The sequence below is a fragment of the Anabaena sp. PCC 7938 genome (assembly GCF_049315035.1).
Classification (GTDB): Bacteria; Cyanobacteriota; Cyanobacteriia; order Cyanobacteriales; family Nostocaceae; genus Anabaena; species Anabaena cylindrica.
In genome coordinates, this window is the sequence record NZ_CP186034.1 from 3,358,617 (window position 1) to 3,376,687 (window position 18,071).

General features: G+C 41.5%; 17 protein-coding genes. 9 read left to right on the forward strand and 8 right to left on the reverse strand.

Annotated elements, in window-relative coordinates:
• Positions 1-36 precede the first annotated feature (36 nt).
• The 3 genes from ACOWPH_RS15510 to ACOWPH_RS15520 all read right to left on the reverse strand — a co-directional run bounded on the left by ACOWPH_RS15510 (position 37) and on the right by ACOWPH_RS15520 (position 1,927).
• The gene (locus ACOWPH_RS15510; RefSeq protein ID WP_015216277.1) at positions 37-1,077 is read right to left on the reverse strand and encodes a DUF3326 domain-containing protein; all 1,041 of its coding nucleotides are present in this window, start codon (positions 1,075-1,077) and stop codon (positions 37-39) included.
• A gap of 50 nt (positions 1,078-1,127) precedes the next feature.
• The gene (locus tag ACOWPH_RS15515) at positions 1,128-1,310 is read right to left on the reverse strand and encodes a hypothetical protein (protein ID WP_015216278.1); all 183 of its coding nucleotides are present in this window, start codon (positions 1,308-1,310) and stop codon (positions 1,128-1,130) included.
• A 299-nt stretch (positions 1,311-1,609) separates the two neighbouring features.
• A complete protein-coding gene (locus ACOWPH_RS15520; RefSeq protein ID WP_015216279.1) occupies positions 1,610-1,927 on the reverse strand; it encodes a 2Fe-2S iron-sulfur cluster-binding protein in 318 nt (105 codons plus the stop codon).
• A gap of 452 nt (positions 1,928-2,379) precedes the next feature.
• On the opposite strand from ACOWPH_RS15520, the gene ACOWPH_RS15525 reads away from it, so the two are divergent.
• Positions 2,380-3,285: a bestrophin family protein gene (locus ACOWPH_RS15525; protein ID WP_015216280.1), complete on the forward strand. Its 906-nt coding sequence runs from the start codon at positions 2,380-2,382 to the stop codon at positions 3,283-3,285.
• A 308-nt stretch (positions 3,286-3,593) separates the two neighbouring features.
• On the opposite strand, the gene ACOWPH_RS15530 is transcribed toward ACOWPH_RS15525, so the two are convergent.
• Entirely contained in the window at positions 3,594-4,442 is an 849-nt protein-coding gene (locus ACOWPH_RS15530; RefSeq protein ID WP_042466124.1) for a M28 family peptidase, read from the reverse strand.
• Positions 4,443-4,694: 252 nt separating this feature from the next.
• On the opposite strand from ACOWPH_RS15530, the gene dnaK reads away from it, so the two are divergent.
• From dnaK to ACOWPH_RS15550, 4 genes are all read left to right on the forward strand, one after another.
• Positions 4,695-6,773 carry a molecular chaperone DnaK gene (dnaK, locus tag ACOWPH_RS15535; protein ID WP_015216282.1) on the forward strand — a complete coding sequence of 693 codons (2,079 nt, stop codon included), beginning with the start codon at positions 4,695-4,697 and terminating at the stop codon, positions 6,771-6,773.
• 164 nt (positions 6,774-6,937) lie between these two features.
• Positions 6,938-7,933 (forward strand): DnaJ C-terminal domain-containing protein, encoded by a 996-nt coding sequence (locus ACOWPH_RS15540; protein WP_015216283.1) that lies wholly within the window; start codon positions 6,938-6,940, stop codon positions 7,931-7,933.
• Positions 7,934-8,061: 128 nt separating this feature from the next.
• Entirely contained in the window at positions 8,062-8,589 is a 528-nt protein-coding gene (locus tag ACOWPH_RS15545; RefSeq protein ID WP_422665594.1) for a J domain-containing protein, read from the forward strand.
• Positions 8,590-8,633: 44 nt separating this feature from the next.
• Positions 8,634-8,906 (forward strand): DUF3143 domain-containing protein, encoded by a 273-nt coding sequence (locus ACOWPH_RS15550; protein ID WP_015216285.1) that lies wholly within the window; start codon positions 8,634-8,636, stop codon positions 8,904-8,906.
• Between the two features lie 184 nt (positions 8,907-9,090).
• On the opposite strand, the gene ACOWPH_RS15555 is transcribed toward ACOWPH_RS15550, so the two are convergent.
• The 3 genes from ACOWPH_RS15555 to lysA all read right to left on the reverse strand — a co-directional run bounded on the left by ACOWPH_RS15555 (position 9,091) and on the right by lysA (position 12,317).
• Complete coding sequence (locus tag ACOWPH_RS15555; RefSeq protein ID WP_015216286.1) at positions 9,091-9,840, reverse strand: isoprenyl transferase; 750 nt, start codon at positions 9,838-9,840, stop codon at positions 9,091-9,093.
• Positions 9,837-10,835, reverse strand: a complete 999-nt coding sequence (gene cdaA, locus ACOWPH_RS15560) for a diadenylate cyclase CdaA (protein ID WP_015216287.1) — start codon at positions 10,833-10,835, stop codon at positions 9,837-9,839. The genes ACOWPH_RS15555 and cdaA overlap by 4 nt, the downstream gene beginning before the upstream one ends.
• A gap of 90 nt (positions 10,836-10,925) precedes the next feature.
• Positions 10,926-12,317, reverse strand: coding sequence for a diaminopimelate decarboxylase (gene lysA / locus ACOWPH_RS15565; protein ID WP_015216288.1), 1,392 nt, complete (start codon positions 12,315-12,317; stop codon positions 10,926-10,928).
• A gap of 188 nt (positions 12,318-12,505) precedes the next feature.
• Here lysA and rimI point away from each other — a divergent pair, with 188 nt between their 5' ends.
• From rimI to ACOWPH_RS15580, 3 genes are all read left to right on the forward strand, one after another.
• On the forward strand, positions 12,506-13,042 hold the full coding sequence (gene rimI, locus ACOWPH_RS15570; RefSeq protein WP_015216289.1) for a ribosomal protein S18-alanine N-acetyltransferase: 537 nt from the start codon (positions 12,506-12,508) through the stop codon (positions 13,040-13,042).
• A gap of 427 nt (positions 13,043-13,469) precedes the next feature.
• Positions 13,470-15,944 carry an ATP-dependent Clp protease ATP-binding subunit gene (locus tag ACOWPH_RS15575; protein WP_015216290.1) on the forward strand — a complete coding sequence of 825 codons (2,475 nt, stop codon included), beginning with the start codon at positions 13,470-13,472 and terminating at the stop codon, positions 15,942-15,944.
• A gap of 128 nt (positions 15,945-16,072) precedes the next feature.
• Positions 16,073-16,201, forward strand: a complete 129-nt coding sequence (locus tag ACOWPH_RS15580; RefSeq protein ID WP_277882385.1) for a hypothetical protein — start codon at positions 16,073-16,075, stop codon at positions 16,199-16,201.
• Between the two features lie 166 nt (positions 16,202-16,367).
• Here the strand turns inward: ACOWPH_RS15580 and cobS are convergent, their stop codons facing one another.
• Positions 16,368-17,144, reverse strand: a complete 777-nt coding sequence (gene cobS, locus ACOWPH_RS15585) for an adenosylcobinamide-GDP ribazoletransferase (protein ID WP_015216291.1) — start codon at positions 17,142-17,144, stop codon at positions 16,368-16,370.
• A 346-nt stretch (positions 17,145-17,490) separates the two neighbouring features.
• On the opposite strand from cobS, the gene ACOWPH_RS15590 reads away from it, so the two are divergent.
• A complete protein-coding gene (locus ACOWPH_RS15590; RefSeq protein WP_015216292.1) occupies positions 17,491-17,943 on the forward strand; it encodes a hypothetical protein in 453 nt (150 codons plus the stop codon).
• Positions 17,944-18,071: the final 128 nt, after the last annotated feature.

The window sequence follows — 18,071 nt, forward strand, 5'->3', positions numbered from 1 at the left end:
GGTATTTAGGTTAATAGGGGACTGGGAAAATTTTTTCTAATGATCAATGACTAATGATGAATGACTAATACCAGCTTTGTGAGCGACTAATACACCTACTGCTTCTAAATATGAGTTTACCTGTATAGAGTTGATCCCTAATACTGGGGCAGGGACTTGTATTAAAGTTTTATTTTCTGCAACTGTAATTATTTGGCACTGCTTCTGGCTTAAACTTAATAAGGCACTACCACCACAAGCATTCGCAGGTACTATAACAGCATCAACTTGATCTGCCCAAATATCTGCTGGTAAAGAATTAATAATTTCCCTTTTGAGGATAAATTGGGGAGCGCAACTTAAGCCGATAAGGACGCAAGGTAGAAAGGTATAACCTAATTCTTCAGCAGCCGAACGGGGAGATAAATTGGGGTCTGGTAAGGCTGCTGCAAGGGCGGGAGCATGGGCGCAAGGAATTTGAAAGGTGCGGACTAGTAAATGGCTAATTACTGCTTCTGCACCTGCTAGGGGGTCTACACCATGACCATGACGGTAGTTTTGGGCTGCTTCTTCATCTATGTTATCGGGAAACCGGGCAACAACTGCGATCGCATCAACTCGTTCTTTTTTGATCAATATTTCCGCTGCTCGCAGTAAGCTGTCTGGGTTGCCAATTGTTCCCCAGCTTGCACCAGAAGCAGAAGCACGTAATTCTACGTTTAATGGGGCATCTGTAATTACATGATTTGCAATGGTTAAACCCAAGGTGGCTCTAGCTGCATCTGCGGCTTGCAGGTGTCTGAGCATTAATTCAGGTTCGATACTTTGGTCTAAAAGTAAACCTACTCGGTTACGGTGAACAGGACGCAAACCCCATTCCCCAGCAGCAAATTTATCCAGTCCATAACCTTCAACATATAAAGCGTTGGAAATATTCCAGTATAAACTAGCGCCATTCATGACATTGGGATGAGTTATCAAGCGATCGCACACCTGTGATATAACTTTAGCCACAGGTAATGCATCACCAGCATAACCACCAATTGCCGCCCCAATGCCAGTAGGAATAATTAGAATCGCTGTATATGGACGTTGCATAATTATTAGATAAGGCGATTATAAATCGCCACAATGATCTAACTTATTTATTACTTATTACTAGCCGTAGTTACAACAGCTTCCACAGTAGCCTTTTGCTGTTCTTCATCTACAGAAGTAATAGCCCAACGTAAAGGTTCACCTTGTTTTTTCAATTCGGCTTCAATAGCTTTTTGCAATTCTGTAGGAGTTTCTTGGAGGTCGATTTCGGCACTAATAAAATGAGTAGTCATGACAGTTAAACCTATGTCTTGGTAATTTCCAGAATACAGCTATTTTTTGTTAATTTGTAATGGGTAATTACCTGAGTTCGGTGTTAGGAGTTCGGAGTTTCTCCTATGCCTACGGCACGGCTTCGCCGAACGGAGACGCTACGCGAACGGAGTTATGATTTTTAAGGGCGAGAGAATAAGGGTTTGAGACTCCTAGCGGGGGCGAGTTTTCCACAAATTATCTTTATGTCTAACTCAGGTGGTAATTGGTAATTTGTAAAATTTTATCACCCATTACCCATTACCCATTACCCAGTTTATTAGTCTTTACCAAATTGCTTTTGATAAACTATGTCTTCTTTTTCTGTGTCAATTTTTAAATCAGAAAGAGGTTTAGCCACACAAAGCAACACATAGCCTTGCTTTTGCAATTCTAGACTCACCCCCATACCATCAGCTTGGTCTACCTTACCCTCAGTAATCTGACCCGCGCAAGTCGTGCAAACACCAGCACCACAAGAAGTTGGCAAATCTAAACCAGCATCTTGAGCAACTGAGAGGATAGTTTCATTTTCAGGAACTTGCAAAGCATGAATTTTGCCTTGGTGGTTAATTTCTACGGTGTAAGTTTTGGACATATATAACAGCCAAGTGTGCCAACGGACAAGTAAGTCATTTTATCTGATAATATAGACGGATGGTTAGCTTTTGCAATGCTAATCAAAGAATTATTTGCAGATAATATGGTAATCAGGTATTGTAAAAATTGGTATTCAAGGAAATTCCCGTAAACATTCCAGCTCATGAAAGCTTGCTTTTTAGACATTAAAAATATATTTTCTTAATTGTGGTAATAATTACTTAAACTCATAATTAATAAATTTTTGTTAAGCACCTATGCACATAACCATATTATTCTACCTACACTAAATCGCTTTAACTCGCACAAAAGCAACCTTATTTGTCCGTAAAGATAATTAATTTATTCCAGCGGCACTTAAAATATACAAATCGAATTAAATTATTATTTATGCGGATTTACTTTTAATTGTAGATTCACCAAACATCTAAGTTTATTAAGAAAAACTACATGGCAAACGAAAGATTGCAATGGTTTAAAGTTGCTTTACAGATTAGAGGCTCTGTAATTACAGCAGTTTATCTACGAGTTATTGGGTGCGGAATATTTGGCGTTTTAGTTTCAGTACTTTACTATTTCAAAGTACCAGTTTCTCAACCTATTTTAGGAAGTGTAATTCCCAGCATTGTTTTAGGTTTATTACTAGTTTTTCGCACAAATACAGCTTATGAACGTTTTTGGGAAGGCAGAAAAATCTGGGGTTCTATAGTCAATACAGTCCGAAATCTAGCACGACAAATTTGGGTATCTGTTGATGAAATTTCGATAGAAGATAAAGACCATAAAATTGACACTTTAAATTTATTAGTAGCTTTTGCCGTATCAACCAAACTGCATTTACGAAGTGAAGCTATAAATAGTGAATTAGAAGAATTAATGCCCACCTCTCGATATATTAAGCTGAAATTAATGAATAATCCTCCTCTAGAAATTGCTTTTTGGATAAGCGATTACTTACAACAACAATATAACCGCAATTGCTTAAATAGCTACCAATTAAACTCTCTACAACAATTATTAAATATCTTGGTTGATAATTTAGGCTCTTGTGAACGCATCTTAAAAACGCCTATTCCCCTAGCCTATGCTATTCATCTCAAGCAATTATTATTATTATATTGCCTGTTATTACCATTTCAAATAGTCGAGAATCTTGGTTGGTGGACAGGATTTATTTCTGCTTTAGTTAGCTTTACCTTATTGGGTATTGAAGCCATTGGTTTAGAAATAGAAAATCCATTCGGTTATGATGCCAATGATTTACCTTTGGATAATATTTGTAACACCATGAAAATTAATATTAACGATTTAATTAGTTTGACTCCTAGCGTCCATTCATACAAAGAAGATATATGATTTGAACGCCAGTTATTGATGTAGACATGAAAATATTTCTTGAACAAATTGATCATATATTTGTGATTTCCCACTCAATATTTCTGTCAAGTTGAAGTAAGTAGAGATGGTTAAATCATTCTGATACGTTATTCGTAATACATACAAATAGCAAGTTGCTGGGATAATTGCTGATATGAGTTAACACATTTTCAGATATAATAGACATTTCCGGTAATTAAATGTGCGTGGCTTGAAACCCTTGTAGAGACGTTCCGCCGGAACGTCTCTACAATCATTTTCGGAGATGTCTAATGATTGGCAATTTTTCATAACCGCCTGATACCAACTTCCAAACCCTCACAGACACCTGTGAGAAAATCTAAATCCAAAGTAGCAATAGTATCGCTTGGTTTGTGATAATGAGGATTTCGCATAAAAGCAGTATCTGTCACCATCATTGCTGGATAACCTTGATCCCAAAAAGGGGCATGATCACTAAGTCGGGTTTGAGGAACCATTAAACCGCGATTCGGTGCTGGTAGCCATTGACTAGGGACACCCGTTTGGCGAATACTGCGACTTAAACTCATTAAATCCGCCAAAGTCCGCCAATTGCCAATTAAACCAATAAAGTCACCACGATTTGGGTAAATAAGTCCTAAAGGAGAAGGGTAACTTTGGGAACCAGGGGTAGAATCTCGATACCCTAACATTTCCAAAGACATCATCAAGCGGAGATTTTGCCCTTGTTCGCGCAACAAAGCTGCATAATCAGCACTTCCCAATAACCCATATTCTTCCATATCAAAAGCCACTAGCCGCAACGGATATTTAATTGGTTCAGCGGCAAAATTTCTAGCAAATTCTAATAAAACAGCCATACCCGTAGCGTTATCATCAGCAGCTACTGTACCAGGTACGCCATCATAATGAGCGCCGATTAAAATAGGTGGTAAATCTAACTTTTGCTTTTTTGCTGAAGCGGGTAAATTTAAAATCAAGTTTTTGCCGCTTTTAGACCCTACTTGAAAGGTGTGGATTTCCACACTTCCCCATTGGGTAAATTGTTGGCGAATGTATTCTTGAACAAAAAAATGTCCCGCAGTTGCCATATAGGGATCACGTTCTCGTGCTATCTCTTGTAAATGATTTTTTAATCGCTGTTTTAATGTCAAATTAAAGATTGGTGATTGGTGGTTAGCAAAATTTTGACCTATTTTCTGTTCCCTATTCCTGATTCCCTGTTGCCTCACTGCAAATGCTATCCTAGTGCAAGCAAGTAGCGCCTCCAGCTAAAATTTTTCCAATTCTTGATTTAATGGTGATAATTATACCATTGGGCGGTTTTCATCATTGAGCGCCAAGCAAGAGGAAGTCTCGCCTAATCATAATAAATGTATAAGAAACGCTTAGGAGAAGAGTAACGCATGGGCAAGGTAGTCGGCATCGACTTGGGTACAACCAACTCAGTAGTCGCCGTGATGGAGGGTGGCAAGCCGGTGGTGATTGCCAATGCAGAAGGAATGCGAACAACCCCCTCAGTCGTTGGCTTCAGTAAGGAAGGGGAAAGGGTAGTTGGGCAAATGGCAAGACGGCAAACCGTTCTGAATCCCCAAAATACCTTTTTTGCGGTTAAACGCTTTATTGGGCGGAAATATGGTGAACTGAACCCAGATTCCAAGCGTGTGCCATACACTATCCGCAAAGATGAAATGGGCAATATTAAAGTTGCTTGTCCTCGGTTAAATAAGGAATTTGCAACAGAGGAAATTTCAGCTATGGTGCTGAAGAAGTTGGCAGATGATGCTAGTCGCTATTTGGGAGAAGCTGTGACTGGGGCGGTGATTACTGTTCCTGCTTATTTTAATGATTCCCAACGCCAAGCTACCCGTGATGCTGGGAGAATAGCTGGTTTAGATGTGCTGCGAATTCTGAATGAACCAACTGCGGCATCTTTGGCTTACGGATTAGATCGGGGTGAAACTGAAACCATCTTAGTTTTTGATTTGGGTGGTGGGACGTTTGATGTGTCGATTTTGGAAGTAGGTGATGGCATATTTGAAGTTAAAGCCACTAGTGGAGATACCCAGTTAGGTGGTAATGATTTTGATAGAAAAATAGTTGATTGGTTGGCAGAGCAATTTTTAGAAGTAGAAGGTGTAGACTTAAGACGCGATCGCCAAGCTTTGCAAAGATTAATGGAAGCAGCAGAAAAAGCGAAAATAGAACTTTCTGCCGTCAGCGTTACCGATATTAACTTACCCTTCATCACTGCCACGGAAGATGGCCCCAAGCATTTAGAAACTCGCCTGACGCGATCGCAATTTGAAGGACTTTGTACTGACTTAATCAGCCGAGTGCGAACCCCTGTTAAACGGGCGCTAAAAGATGCCGGACTTTCATCTAGGGATATTGAAGAAGTTGTACTAGTGGGCGGTTCCACAAGGATACCGATGGTAAAACAGCTAGTTCGGGATTTAATTGGCATCGAACCCAACGAAAACGTCAACCCTGACGAAGTTGTGGCCGTTGGTGCTGCTATTCAAGCAGGTATTCTCGCAGGTGAACTCAAAGATGTGTTGCTGTTAGATGTCACACCCCTATCTATGGGATTAGAAACCATTGGTGGCGTGATGAAAAAACTGATTCCCCGCAACACAACTATACCAGTACGACGCTCTGACATTTTTTCCACCTCTGAAAATAACCAAAACAGCGTAGAAATCCACGTTGTCCAAGGTGAAAGAGAAATGGCAACAGATAATAAGTCTTTAGGACGGTTTAAGCTGTACGGCATCCCACCAGCCCCCAGAGGTATACCCCAAGTTCAAGTATCATTTGACATTGATGCCAATGGTATTTTACAGGTAACGGCTTTAGATCGGACTACTGGTAGAGAGCAAAGTATCACAATTCAAGGCGCTTCTACTTTAAGTGAATCAGAAGTGAATCGGATGATTCAAGATGCCGAAAAATACGCCGACATCGACCGAGAAAGGAAAGAACGGGTAGAAAAACGCACTCGTTCCGAAGCATTAATTTTGCAAGCAGAACGGCAATTAAGGGAAGTAGCCTTAGAAATGGGGATGCAATTTGCCCGTAACCGTCGCCAAAAGATTGACAATATTTGCCGAGAATTGCGTGAAAGTTTAAAAGATAATGACGATCGCGGTATTGACCAAGCCTACGCTGACCTGCAAGATGCTCTGTATGAGCTAAATAGGGAAGTGCGAGAGTATTATGCTGATGATGAAGACGAAGACTTGTTTGGCGCTATCCGTGACATTTTCACCGGCGATAAAGAAAAGGAACGAGAACGGGATTATCCCAGAGATACCTATCGAGAACGTGATTCTTATAGCCGGGACTATGGCAGAGATAATACCAAAGACTATGGCAAAGACTATGGTCGAGACAATCGTTCTTCCTCCTATGATAGTCCTCCCCCACGCAGAAGCCGTCCCAGCTATCAGGATAATTGGGATGATGACGATGATTGGCTCTAAAGTAACTTTAGATTTTGGATTTTAGATTTTAGATTGAGGGATTAACTGTATGAAGTCTAAAATCTAAGTTCCAATATTTGCTCCCGTCAGTGATAAGTAGAAGCACAACTGACAACTGACAACTAACCACTGACTAGTGACATCTAAATTTAAATAACTGAACTATGCAAAATTTGCAGAATTTTCGGGATTATTACGAGATTTTGGGAGTAACGAAAGAAGCCTCTAGCGAAGAAATCAAAAAAGTTTATCGCAGGTTAGCAAGGCAATATCACCCTGATCTTAATCCAGGTAACAAGGAAGCAGAAGAAAAATTTAAGACTATTGGTGAGGCTTATGAAATCCTTTCCGACCCCAGTAGGCGATCGCAATATGACCAGTTTAGCCGCTACTGGAAACAAAAAGGCTTTGCTGGTGCTAAACAAACACAAAAACCCAAAGCTTGGGGAGATAATCGTGTCAACGGTCGCACTAATCAGGAAGTAGACCCCAGCGAGTTTCCTGATTTTGAAAGTTTTATTAATACGGTAATTGGTGTCAGCAGTCGCCAAGATAATAAAAATACGGCAGCTGATACCACTCCTAGCGACCCGTTTCGGACTCCCAGAACCAAAGTTTCATATACAGTTAACACCCCACCCCGCACCACCCGCAGGGATATAGAAGCACGATTAACTCTACCCCTAGAAAAGGCTTATCAAGGTGGTAACGAACGCATTCGTTTAGAAGATGGGCGATCGCTTGAAGTAACTATGCCACCAGGTATGGTAACAGGTCAAACCATCCGGCTGCGAAATCAAGGCATTGGTGGCGGCGATTTATACTTAAAAATTACCGTAGACCCCCATCCGTTATTTAAACTAGAAGGTGCAAATATCTTCTGTCAAGTTCCAGTGACTCCCAGTGAAGCAGTCTTAGGAGGACAAGTAGAAGCACCAACCCTAGACGGGCCAGTAAAAATGACCATTCCCCCCGCTGTGAGATCCGGTCAAAGATTTCGTCTAGCCAATAAAGGCTATCCTGGTGACAACGGTAAACGCGGCGATCAATTAGTAGAAGTTCAAATCGTCACACCCAAAAATATTACAGATGAAGAAAGACAGCTTTACGAAAAATTGCGGGAAATTGAAACCTTTAAACCCCGGGCTGATTTAATTTAACAGCAAAGTCTGAATCAGGATGACCAGGATTACAGGGATTGAAGTGGTTCGCAGCTTGTTTCCGTTGCCCCGATTCACAAAACATCTAAAATATAAAAAAACATATTTGAGTAAAGTGAATCGAAGCCGTGAGTCAAAACGGGACAAATTTACAAAGCGGCAAAACTACATATTACTCCCTGCTAGGACTGCATCCTTCCGCGTCGGTGATTAATATCCGTCGCGCTTATAGGGAACTGAGTAAACAGTATCATCCAGATACCACAGAATTGCCTGCTACACTTGCTACTGCCAAATTCCAACAAATTAATGAAGCTTATGCCACCCTCAGTCATCCAGAACGGCGTTTAAGTTATGATATAAAAATTGGCTATTCTCGCTTTGGTGTAATTCAAGCACCAACGGATTTAAATCAGTCCGTACATAAACCTTATGATTACTCAAAATCAATGTATCTTGATGCCAGTGATCGCCCCCTATCATCTGGAGAAATATTTGTATTATTTGTTTTAGGATTAACTCTTGTAGGTTGTTTGCTACTAGCGATCGCTATTGGGTTCGTTCGTGGTGAAACCAGTTTACTTTCCCCAAACTCTCAACCCCAATCCACAACAGCAAATCAGCTACATCTATCCACTAAATACCCCTGCAAGTAAAAATTCAAAATTCATCATTTCTTCAGCCAAAATCTAAAATTGTTATGCCTATTCCCCCCTCTAACACACCTCTGTATAGCCATCCTCTACCACAAATTGAACAATGGCTAAAAGACCAAGGTTGTCAACAAGATGAAACCGAGCTACATTGCTGGCGATTGCAAAGACCTAGTTGGGAAGCAGAACTCTGGCTAGATGTCGAACAAATTACAGTGCGATACATCAAAGCTGGAGAAAACAACAAAGATATCCAACGTTCCTTTAAATATTCCCTGAGTCGGGAAGATATCGAACAAGCCGTTTTTTTCGGTCCCTAGATTTCGTCGTCAGGATTAGGATTTACCAAATTTAAGGATTGGCGAAATTTAATTATTTAAATATTTCTGGATTTTTCCATCCTGCTAATCTAGAGTATCCTGATTTAGCATTTAATCTTCAATGTATTTCTTTTCATCCTGTTAATTCTTTAATCTCGAATATCCAGATATCTGACATTTTTATCTAAATTTTCCCAAACCGTCGTTCTCTTTGCTGATAGGCAGATAAAGCCCGGTGGAACTCTTTTCTGTCAAAATCTGGCCAGAGAGTATCAGTGATATAAATTTCTCCATAGGCCATTTGCCAAAGAAGAAAATTAGAAAGTCGCATTTCCCCACTGGTACGAATTAATAAATCTGGATCTGCTATTCCTGCGGTGTAGAGATGTGCTTCAAATACTTGTTCAGAAATTTCTTCAGGCTTGAGTAAACCTTCTTGAACCTTTTGAGCGATCGCACGACAAGCTTGTAAAATCTCTTGTCTACCCCCATAATTTGTGGCTACTGTAAATCGGATACTGCAATTATCCTTAGTTTCTGCCATTGAGCGAGAAATTTCCTCTTGCAGTGCTTTTGGCAAAGCTTGCAAATTGCCCACAAACTGAATCTGCACATTCTCCTCTACCATTTCCCGCAGTTCTTGCCGCAAAACACGCTGGAACAGAGTCATCAAAAACTCCACCTCTTCCTGTGGCCTTTTCCAGTTCTCCGTCGAAAAAGCGTAAGCAGTCAGCGCCTTAATTCCCCAATCCTTACAACAGTGCAGCAAATCTTTAATAGCATCAACACCAGCTTTATGCCCCATAATCCGGGGTAGACCTTGACGTTTAGCCCATCGACCATTGCCATCCATAATCACCGCAACGTGCTGGGGAAGTAGTTCTTTTTTTAAATCTAAAGGTAAATATTGCAGTTCAGTATGTTGTGTTGTCATTTTTCGGTCTTATTTTTTTGGCGAGAAGCAGACGTGTCTTTGGGGGGAAGCAAGCTACGCGTAGCGCGTCCTTGGCATAGCCTTTCGTAAAGAAGAAATGGTAATCCAACTAAACGAGAAGCCAGCGCTAATATTTGACCACCAATTTGACTAACCAAACTTAAAAGACCAGGTGCTACAGCTTCCCGATCTACAGTTGGCGAAAATCGAGCTTCTAGAGACTCTTTTAGCTTTTTAATCGTCAGTGGTCTATATAGGGTTCCCCGTTCTGCTAAGGAAATAGAACCCGTTTCTTCTGATACAACGACACAAATGCAATTTTCGACCCGCTCAGTAATTCCCATCGCTGCCCGATGGCGTGTACCCAGCTGACGAGAGGCTGTGCGTCCCGAAAGTGGTAGAATTATACCCGATGACACAATCCGCGAACCACGGATCAAAGTTGCTCCATCATGTAACAAAGTTTTTGGCTGAAAAATTGTTTGTATCAGTTCTTTAGAAACCTCTGCATTTAACTTTACTCCAGGTACAGAAAAATCTCGTTCATCAATTGGCCCTGAAGTTTCTAAAATCAACAAAGCACCAATCCGATTTTTTGACAGTTCTTTGACAGCATCGACAATTTCATCAATTACGCTATCAGATTTAGGGACTGCCAAGCGGTTGGGTTGAAATAGCTGGCGAAACTCTCCCCGTCCCAATTGTTCTAAAAATCGACGAAACTCTGACTGGAGTGCTACTGCCATTGCTACAGCACAACCAATTACTAGCTTTTCTAGGACAAAATTGAGTAGAGGTAGCCCCAAAGTGCCGCTGAATGCTGAGGCGAGCATTAAAACAATAAATCCGCGCACCATCCACAGCGTCCGGCGTTCACTAATAATTACCAGGATCATGTATGTCAGCGCCAGCACCAACACAATATCCAGAGTCCCAAACAGCAAGGACTGTGACCATCCCAGGTTTATCAGCCATTGCTTCCACCAATCTCTCATGACATCTGGATTCTAAATAGTCATTAGTCACTCGTCATTAGTCATCAGTCCTTGGTTCTTAGCTAATGACCAATGACCAAGGACTAACGACTATTTCAGTCTTTCTGGTAGGCAATCTTGTCGAATTATGTCTTGATAGGTTTCGCGCTGCAAAATTAAATTTGCTTCGCCGTTCGCTACTACAACAGCAGCCGGTCGGGGCAGACGGTTGTAGTTAGATGCCATACTGTAATTGTATGCACCAGTTCCCATAACTACGAGAATATCGCCTGGTTCAGTTTTTGGCAGTTGAGCATTTTTAATCAGAATATCTCCTGATTCGCAATGTTTACCCGCCAATGTGACTGTTTCTGTGCAAGCAGCAGACATTTTATTAGCAACTACTGCTCGATAAACTGATTGATATGTGATAGGGCGAGGATTGTCAGACATTCCCCCATCAATCGTTACATATGTACGAATATCGGGAATGACTTTAGCTGAACCAATAGTGTAGGCGGTAACGCAAGCCGTCGCAATTAGCGATCGCCCTGGTTCACATAATAATTTAGGTAAGGGCAGATTTTCGGCAGCACAAGCTTGTTGAACTACTTCACAAATTGCCTTTGACCATTCTTCAATGCTTGGGGGATCATCTGACTCTGTGTACCTAATCCCTAAACCACCACCAACATTTAATTCGGTCAATTCCAAATCATACTTGGCCGCATCTCGCAACCACTGTACCATCACAGCGCCCAAATCTCGATGGGGTTGACGTTCAAAAATTTGCGAACCAATATGAGCGTGTAATCCCACACAGTTTAAACCAGGTTGTTTGCTAACAAAGGCAAATACCTGATCTAAGTCATTGGGATCAAAACCAAATTTACTATCTAAATGTCCAGTGCGAATATATTCATGGGTATGGCATTCGATCCCCGGAGTCAACCGCAACATCACGCGCACTGGTGAAGAGTTTGTTGCCAATTCTACCAGTATATGTAATTCGTGCCAATTGTCAGCAACAATGGTACAACCTGACTCAATGGCTAAAACTAATTCATCACGAGATTTATTATTGCCGTGCAGGTAGATTTTATCTGGACTAACTCCAGCTTTTAAAGCAGTGTAAAGTTCACCACCGGAAACTACATCTATTCCTAAACCTTCTGAGGCGGCGATCGCACAAACTGCTAAACAATTCCAGGCCTTAGAAGCGTACAATACTTGAGATTCACCTTTATAGTATTGTTTGAAAGTATCCCGGTATTGCTGGCAAGCTGTCCGCAGAGTTGTTTCATCCAAAATATATAAAGGTGAACCAAACTGCTCAACCAGCTTTGTGACATCACACCCACCGATTTCCAGGGAGTCATGATCATTAACTCTGGCACTCAGGGGTAAAAGTTCTTGGTTAGGTGAAACTGTTGTGTGGCTAAGATTTTGAGGTAAATATTGATTGCCAGAAGGTTGAACCACGACGGGTTGAGTCAATACCATAAATAATAAAAGTTGTCCTTGTGAAAATTACAGGCGTGAGTTAGTCTCTCGATTCCCAGTTTACAGCTTTGCTGGTAATGGGTGATTAGGAGAAGAAGGTGACAGTGAAGAAGAAAGGTTAATTTTCTGCCCCAATCCCTAATCCCCATTGCCCAATCCTCCGTCCCCAATCCCCAGTTCCCAGAACCGTGATTTTATTAGATTTAAAAATTCAATCCTTGACACCTGAGCATTTAAGTGAATTGCTCGAACTTGATCATGCTTGTTTTGATGGTTTATGGACAATGGATGGCTACCGTAGAGAGTTAGAAAGTCCTAATAGTCATTTTTTGGGTTTATTTTCCCCATTTTCTCATTCTGAATTGCTGGGAATGGGTTGTTTTTGGTCAATTTTAGAAGAAGCACATATTACGATTTTGGCGGTTCATCCTCAATATCACCGTCAAGGATTGGGACAGGCTTTATTGTATTCTTTGCTGAAGACAGCAAGCGATCGCGGTTTGGAGCGAGCTACCCTCGAAGTTAGAGCTTCCAATGAGGGTGCGATCGCTTTATATCAAAAATTTGGTTTTAAAACCGCTGGCAGAAGACCGCGCTATTACAAAGATAATGATGAAGATGCGCTGATTCTTTGGCTTTCTGACCTACAACAGCCAAAATTTCTTAAAACCTTGGCAGACTGGCATACCATAGTTAGCGATCGCCTCAGCCAGTCTGATTGGTGATTCTCTCCCTGCACCTTTTCCTCTTCCCAGTTCCCCTTGATGATAAAAAATGCAATTTTTATGCAACTAATTTTAACCAAATTTAAATCAGAATTTTAAACTAAATTTAGTCTTTCAATAATCCAAGCTTATTTAACAGCTAATTTATTGACAATGTGACACCTTATATGATATTTATTTTTGTTTGGGATTGGATCAACAAAATCTCAATATTAGCGGTTTATTGTTTGCCATTAGTGCCAAAAACGCTGGAAAATTCAACCTCCTCAGTACAGTAGCTACACAAAAAGTAATAAAAAGTTAACAATTAACTCATCACCATGTCTGATGGCGATTGGATGTCTAAAATTTGTATACAAACATCCAAACTTTTAGCCTGTGCTAAAATCAGCATACCGGCACGACCGCAGGTGATGGGAAAAATGCCATGTTTGAACGCTTCACAGAAAAAGCCATTAAGGTAATCATGCTGGCCCAAGAAGAGGCCCGCCGTTTAGGTCACAATTTTGTTGGAACCGAACAAATCCTCCTGGGTTTGATAGGTGAAGGCACAGGAGTGGCCGCCAAGGTGCTGAAATCGATGGGAGTTAATCTCAAAGATGCCCGAATTGAAGTTGAAAAAATTATAGGTCGGGGATCTGGCTTTGTGGCCGTGGAAATTCCGTTTACGCCACGGGCAAAGCGAGTTCTAGAACTATCCTTGGAAGAAGCACGCCAACTGGGGCATAACTACATAGGCACCGAGCATCTGCTGTTGGGCCTCATCCGCGAAGGGGAAGGTGTAGCAGCCAGGGTGTTAGAAAACCTCGGTGTAGATTTATCTAAGGTGAGAACTCAGGTAATCCGAATGCTGGGAGAAACTGCCGAAGTTTCACCAGGAGGAGGCCCATCTGGTCGCACAAAAACCCCGACTTTGGATGAATTTGGTTCCAACCTGACCCAAATGGCCACAGACAATAAACTTGATCCTGTGGTGGGACGTGCTAAAGAAATTGAGCGCGTGATTCAAATTTTGGGTCGCCGGACTAAAAATAATCCAGTGCTGATTGGTGAACCAGGGGTTGGTAAGACAGCGATCGCAGAAGGTTTAGCAAGTCGTATTGCTAACAAAGATGTCCCCGACATCCTGGAAGATAAGCGTGTAGTAACTCTCGATATTGGTTTGCTCGTAGCAGGAACCAAGTACCGGGGTGAATTTGAAGAACGCCTAAAAAAAATCATGGATGAAATCCGCTCTGCGGGTAATGTCATCCTCGTAATTGACGAAGTTCACACCTTAATTGGTGCGGGTGCGGCTGAAGGGGCGATTGATGCGGCAAATATTCTCAAACCAGCTTTGGCTAGAGGTGAATTGCAGTGTATCGGCGCAACAACTTTAGACGAATATCGCAAGCACATTGAACGGGATGCGGCGTTAGAAAGACGCTTCCAACCTGTGATGGTGGGTGAGCCGTCAGTTGCAGAAACCATTGAAATCTTATTTGGACTGCGGGAACGCTACGAGCAACACCACAAGCTGAAGATATCCGATGAGGCATTGGAAGCAGCAGCGAAGTTGTCTGACCGTTATATTAGCGATCGCTACCTGCCAGATAAAGCCATCGACTTGGTTGATGAAGCCGGTTCACGGGTGCGCTTGATTAACTCCCAACTGCCACCAGCAGCAAAGGAATTAGACAAGGAATTGCGGCAAATCTTAAAAGAAAAAGATGACGCAGTGCGTTCTCAGGACTTTGACCGAGCCGGGGAATTACGCGATCGGGAAATGGAGATCAAAGCCGAAATCCGCGCGATCGCTCAAAGCAAAACCAACGCTACCGGTGGAGATGGTCTAGAACCTGTTGTCACAGAAGAAGACATCGCCCACATTGTCGCTTCCTGGACAGGAGTACCGGTGAACAAACTCACCGAATCCGAATCCGAAAAACTGCTGCACATGGAAGACACCTTACACCAGCGCCTCATCGGTCAAGATGACGCTGTCAAGGCTGTTTCCCGCGCTATTCGTCGCGCTCGTGTTGGCTTGAAAAATCCCAATCGACCGATCGCTAGTTTTGTCTTCTCCGGGCCAACTGGGGTAGGTAAAACTGAATTAGCAAAATCCTTGGCTTCATACTTCTTCGGTTCAGAAGAAGCAATGATCCGCTTGGATATGTCCGAATACATGGAGCGTCACACCGTCAGCAAACTGATTGGTTCACCTCCTGGTTATGTCGGCTACAACGAAGGCGGTCAGCTAACAGAAGCTGTACGTCGTCGTCCTTACACCGTGGTGCTGTTTGACGAAATCGAAAAAGCACACCCCGATGTGTTCAATATGCTATTGCAAATTTTGGAAGATGGTCGGTTAACCGACGCAAAAGGACGCACAGTGGACTTTAAAAACACCTTGCTGATTTTGACTTCCAACATTGGTTCTAAGGTAATTGAAAAAGGTGGTAGCGGTATCGGCTTTGAATTCTCTGAAGATGCCACTGAGACACAATACAACAGAATTCGCTCTTTGGTGAATGAAGAACTGAAGCAATACTTCCGTCCTGAATTCCTGAACCGCTTAGATGAAATCATCGTCTTCCGTCAGTTGAATAAGGCTGAAGTTACCCAAATCGCCGAAATCATGCTTAAGGAAGTGTTCGGTAGGTTGACAGATAAGGGCATTGTCTTAGAAGTCACAGACCGCTTCAAAGATCGCTTGATAACTGAGGGTTACAGTCCTAGCTACGGTGCAAGGCCATTACGTCGGGCAATTATGCGCTTGTTAGAAGATAGTTTAGCGGAAGAAATTCTGTCTGGACGCATCAAAGACGGCGATACTGCTCTTGTTGACGTTGATGAAAATGGCGTTGTTCAAGTTAGTTCTCAAAAAACACGGGAGTTATTACCCCAAGGTGTTGAGTTGTAATTAGGATGTTTTAATTGTTAATTAAACGGTGGAGAATTTCGGTTCTCTGCCGTTTTTTTGTCTCACGCAGAGGCGCAGAGTCACAGAGAGGAAAAAGAGGTTTTAAGCACTGAAGATGAGCTATTTTTGTGGATCGGTATGATTATTTTATTGATGTTGATGAAAATGTTGCTGTTAAAAATGCAAGGAAAAAATATCCTCAAGGTTGGTTAGTGACTTTTAGAGTTAATGAAACTGGTGCTTGTGGACGGATATAATTATAGGTACTTTTGGTAAAATTGGGGAGTTAATGTTTGAGATAGAGATTATTGCTACTGATGAAGATCACTATCATATTGAAGTTTTAAAAGTACCCCAACCTCACAAAGAGACTGAATGATTTCGACATCACTTAAAATTCCAGTGAGCTTCGCTAAAAGATGTTTACGAAAAACTTGTAATTACACATAAAAATAAAGCTTCCGTCCATTCAACAACTGCACCATAAGTATCTCCTGTATGTCCACCTAATTTATGATTAAACCAAGCTGCTGTTAAACCAGAAATCACGGTTCCAATAATCATCATCCCCATAGCCAAAGCCAAATTTTGGGGATTAATTAACCAAATTAAACCACTTAAACTAATTAGCAAAAACCAGCTTGGTAATATATCTTTGTAAGACTGAATCGCTTGTTTATGAAATGCACCTTTACCCGTGGGTTTTAAATAAGGATAAAATGCGATCGCAACTTGTTGTCCCCAACGTCCCCACCCACAAGCCGCAATCAGCGTCAAACAACGGTTTTCTGACAAATCACTCAACGCTGTGGTTTTCAATAGCAAGATAGCGATCGCAGCCATCGCTCCAAATGCACCTGTAGCACTATCCACCATTACCTGCAACCGTCTTTCTGGATCAGTCACCGCTAAACCATCAGCAGTATCCATTGCTCCATCTAAATGTAGCCCACCCGTAATTACTACCCAAAGTATTATTACTAAAGCGCTACGAGTTAATACAGGGATACCTAAATAATCAATTGTTGTATCCAATAAACCTAAAATTGCGCCAATCATCAACCCCACAACAGGAGCAAAACAGGCTACCCGCTCAAATTCTAAGTTTTTGATATAGGGTAAAGGAATAGCGGTATAAAATATTATGGTTGCAACAAACTGTAACAGTTGTTTTCTGCACCAATGCACTATTTGATTCATCTTACTTAAAAGTATAATTACTAGCTCAATATATATTTACGACACAACACTTGTAGCAATATGTAGTCGATATTCAAGCTTGATTAGTAACTAGAGACTGATGCCAAAAAGTTTGTTATGCTAACGTCATTAGTAATCAAAAGTTGCAGTAACAGATAATATAAGCGCATTCAATGACGAAAAAAACACAAAATTATCAGGGACGGTCTGCTTTTCGATTCTTTAATGGACGATCGCCCTACAAAATTGATATTTTGGAAATGTAGGGTTTTTTTCCAGTCCAAAAGCTAGGCAATTGACTTTTTAGCTGTGTTGTCACTCACCTTCCCTCAATAGCTATTTCTCTATGAGTCACCATCTACCCGACACTAGGATACCAGCACCGTGCATTGTTAATACTGGCATTATTGTCAATAAACTCGATATCAGACGATTACTAGCTGATTTAGGTCGAGTTCGCTACATCTACACCCAAGAAGACAAGCTACTCAGCGAAGGAGAGGGTGATGTGATGGAAGTATTTACAAGCCCACAAAGATCTACCATAGTCGCCAATAAGGCACTATATCTGAACATTTATAGTTTTGACTACCTGGAACTCAAACAATCACCGCAACAAGAACCTTACTTTGATTTGATCCAAGAGGATATCTGCTTGCGTTTAATTCCCCTATCCATACCTTTGCAAGAACGGTGCGATCGCCATTTTAACGTCGTCGCCATGGAAGCAATGATGGAGCAAGTACTATCAGCAAGATGGGATGCAGAAATTGACGATGACTGTTCCGATTGCTTTTAGTCTTAGAATAATATACCCAATTAGGCAGTATATAATGCAGGGTTTCACCCCTAAATACTGGGTAATGGGGATTGGGTACTGGGTACTAGGAACTTAGGACTTAGGAAAAACTCTGACCCCATGACCAA

Bases quoted from the DNA above. Each gene is read 5' to 3' on its own strand.
- ACOWPH_RS15510 (WP_015216277.1), bottom strand. From the start codon at position 1,077: ATGCAACGTCCATATACAGCGATTCTAATTATTCCTACTGGCATTGGG.
- ACOWPH_RS15515 (WP_015216278.1), bottom strand. From the start codon at position 1,310: ATGACTACTCATTTTATTAGTGCCGAAATCGACCTCCAAGAAACTCCT.
- ACOWPH_RS15520 (WP_015216279.1), bottom strand. From the start codon at position 1,927: ATGTCCAAAACTTACACCGTAGAAATTAACCACCAAGGCAAAATTCAT.
- ACOWPH_RS15525 (WP_015216280.1), top strand. From the start codon at position 2,380: ATGGCAAACGAAAGATTGCAATGGTTTAAAGTTGCTTTACAGATTAGA.
- dnaK (WP_015216282.1), top strand. From the start codon at position 4,695: ATGGGCAAGGTAGTCGGCATCGACTTGGGTACAACCAACTCAGTAGTC.
- ACOWPH_RS15540 (WP_015216283.1), top strand. From the start codon at position 6,938: ATGCAAAATTTGCAGAATTTTCGGGATTATTACGAGATTTTGGGAGTA.
- ACOWPH_RS15550 (WP_015216285.1), top strand. From the start codon at position 8,634: ATGCCTATTCCCCCCTCTAACACACCTCTGTATAGCCATCCTCTACCA.
- ACOWPH_RS15555 (WP_015216286.1), bottom strand. From the start codon at position 9,840: ATGACAACACAACATACTGAACTGCAATATTTACCTTTAGATTTAAAA.
- cdaA (WP_015216287.1), bottom strand. From the start codon at position 10,835: ATGAGAGATTGGTGGAAGCAATGGCTGATAAACCTGGGATGGTCACAG.
- lysA (WP_015216288.1), bottom strand. From the start codon at position 12,317: ATGGTATTGACTCAACCCGTCGTGGTTCAACCTTCTGGCAATCAATAT.
- ACOWPH_RS15575 (WP_015216290.1), top strand. From the start codon at position 13,470: ATGTTTGAACGCTTCACAGAAAAAGCCATTAAGGTAATCATGCTGGCC.
- cobS (WP_015216291.1), bottom strand. From the start codon at position 17,144: ATGAATCAAATAGTGCATTGGTGCAGAAAACAACTGTTACAGTTTGTT.
- ACOWPH_RS15590 (WP_015216292.1), top strand. From the start codon at position 17,491: ATGAGTCACCATCTACCCGACACTAGGATACCAGCACCGTGCATTGTT.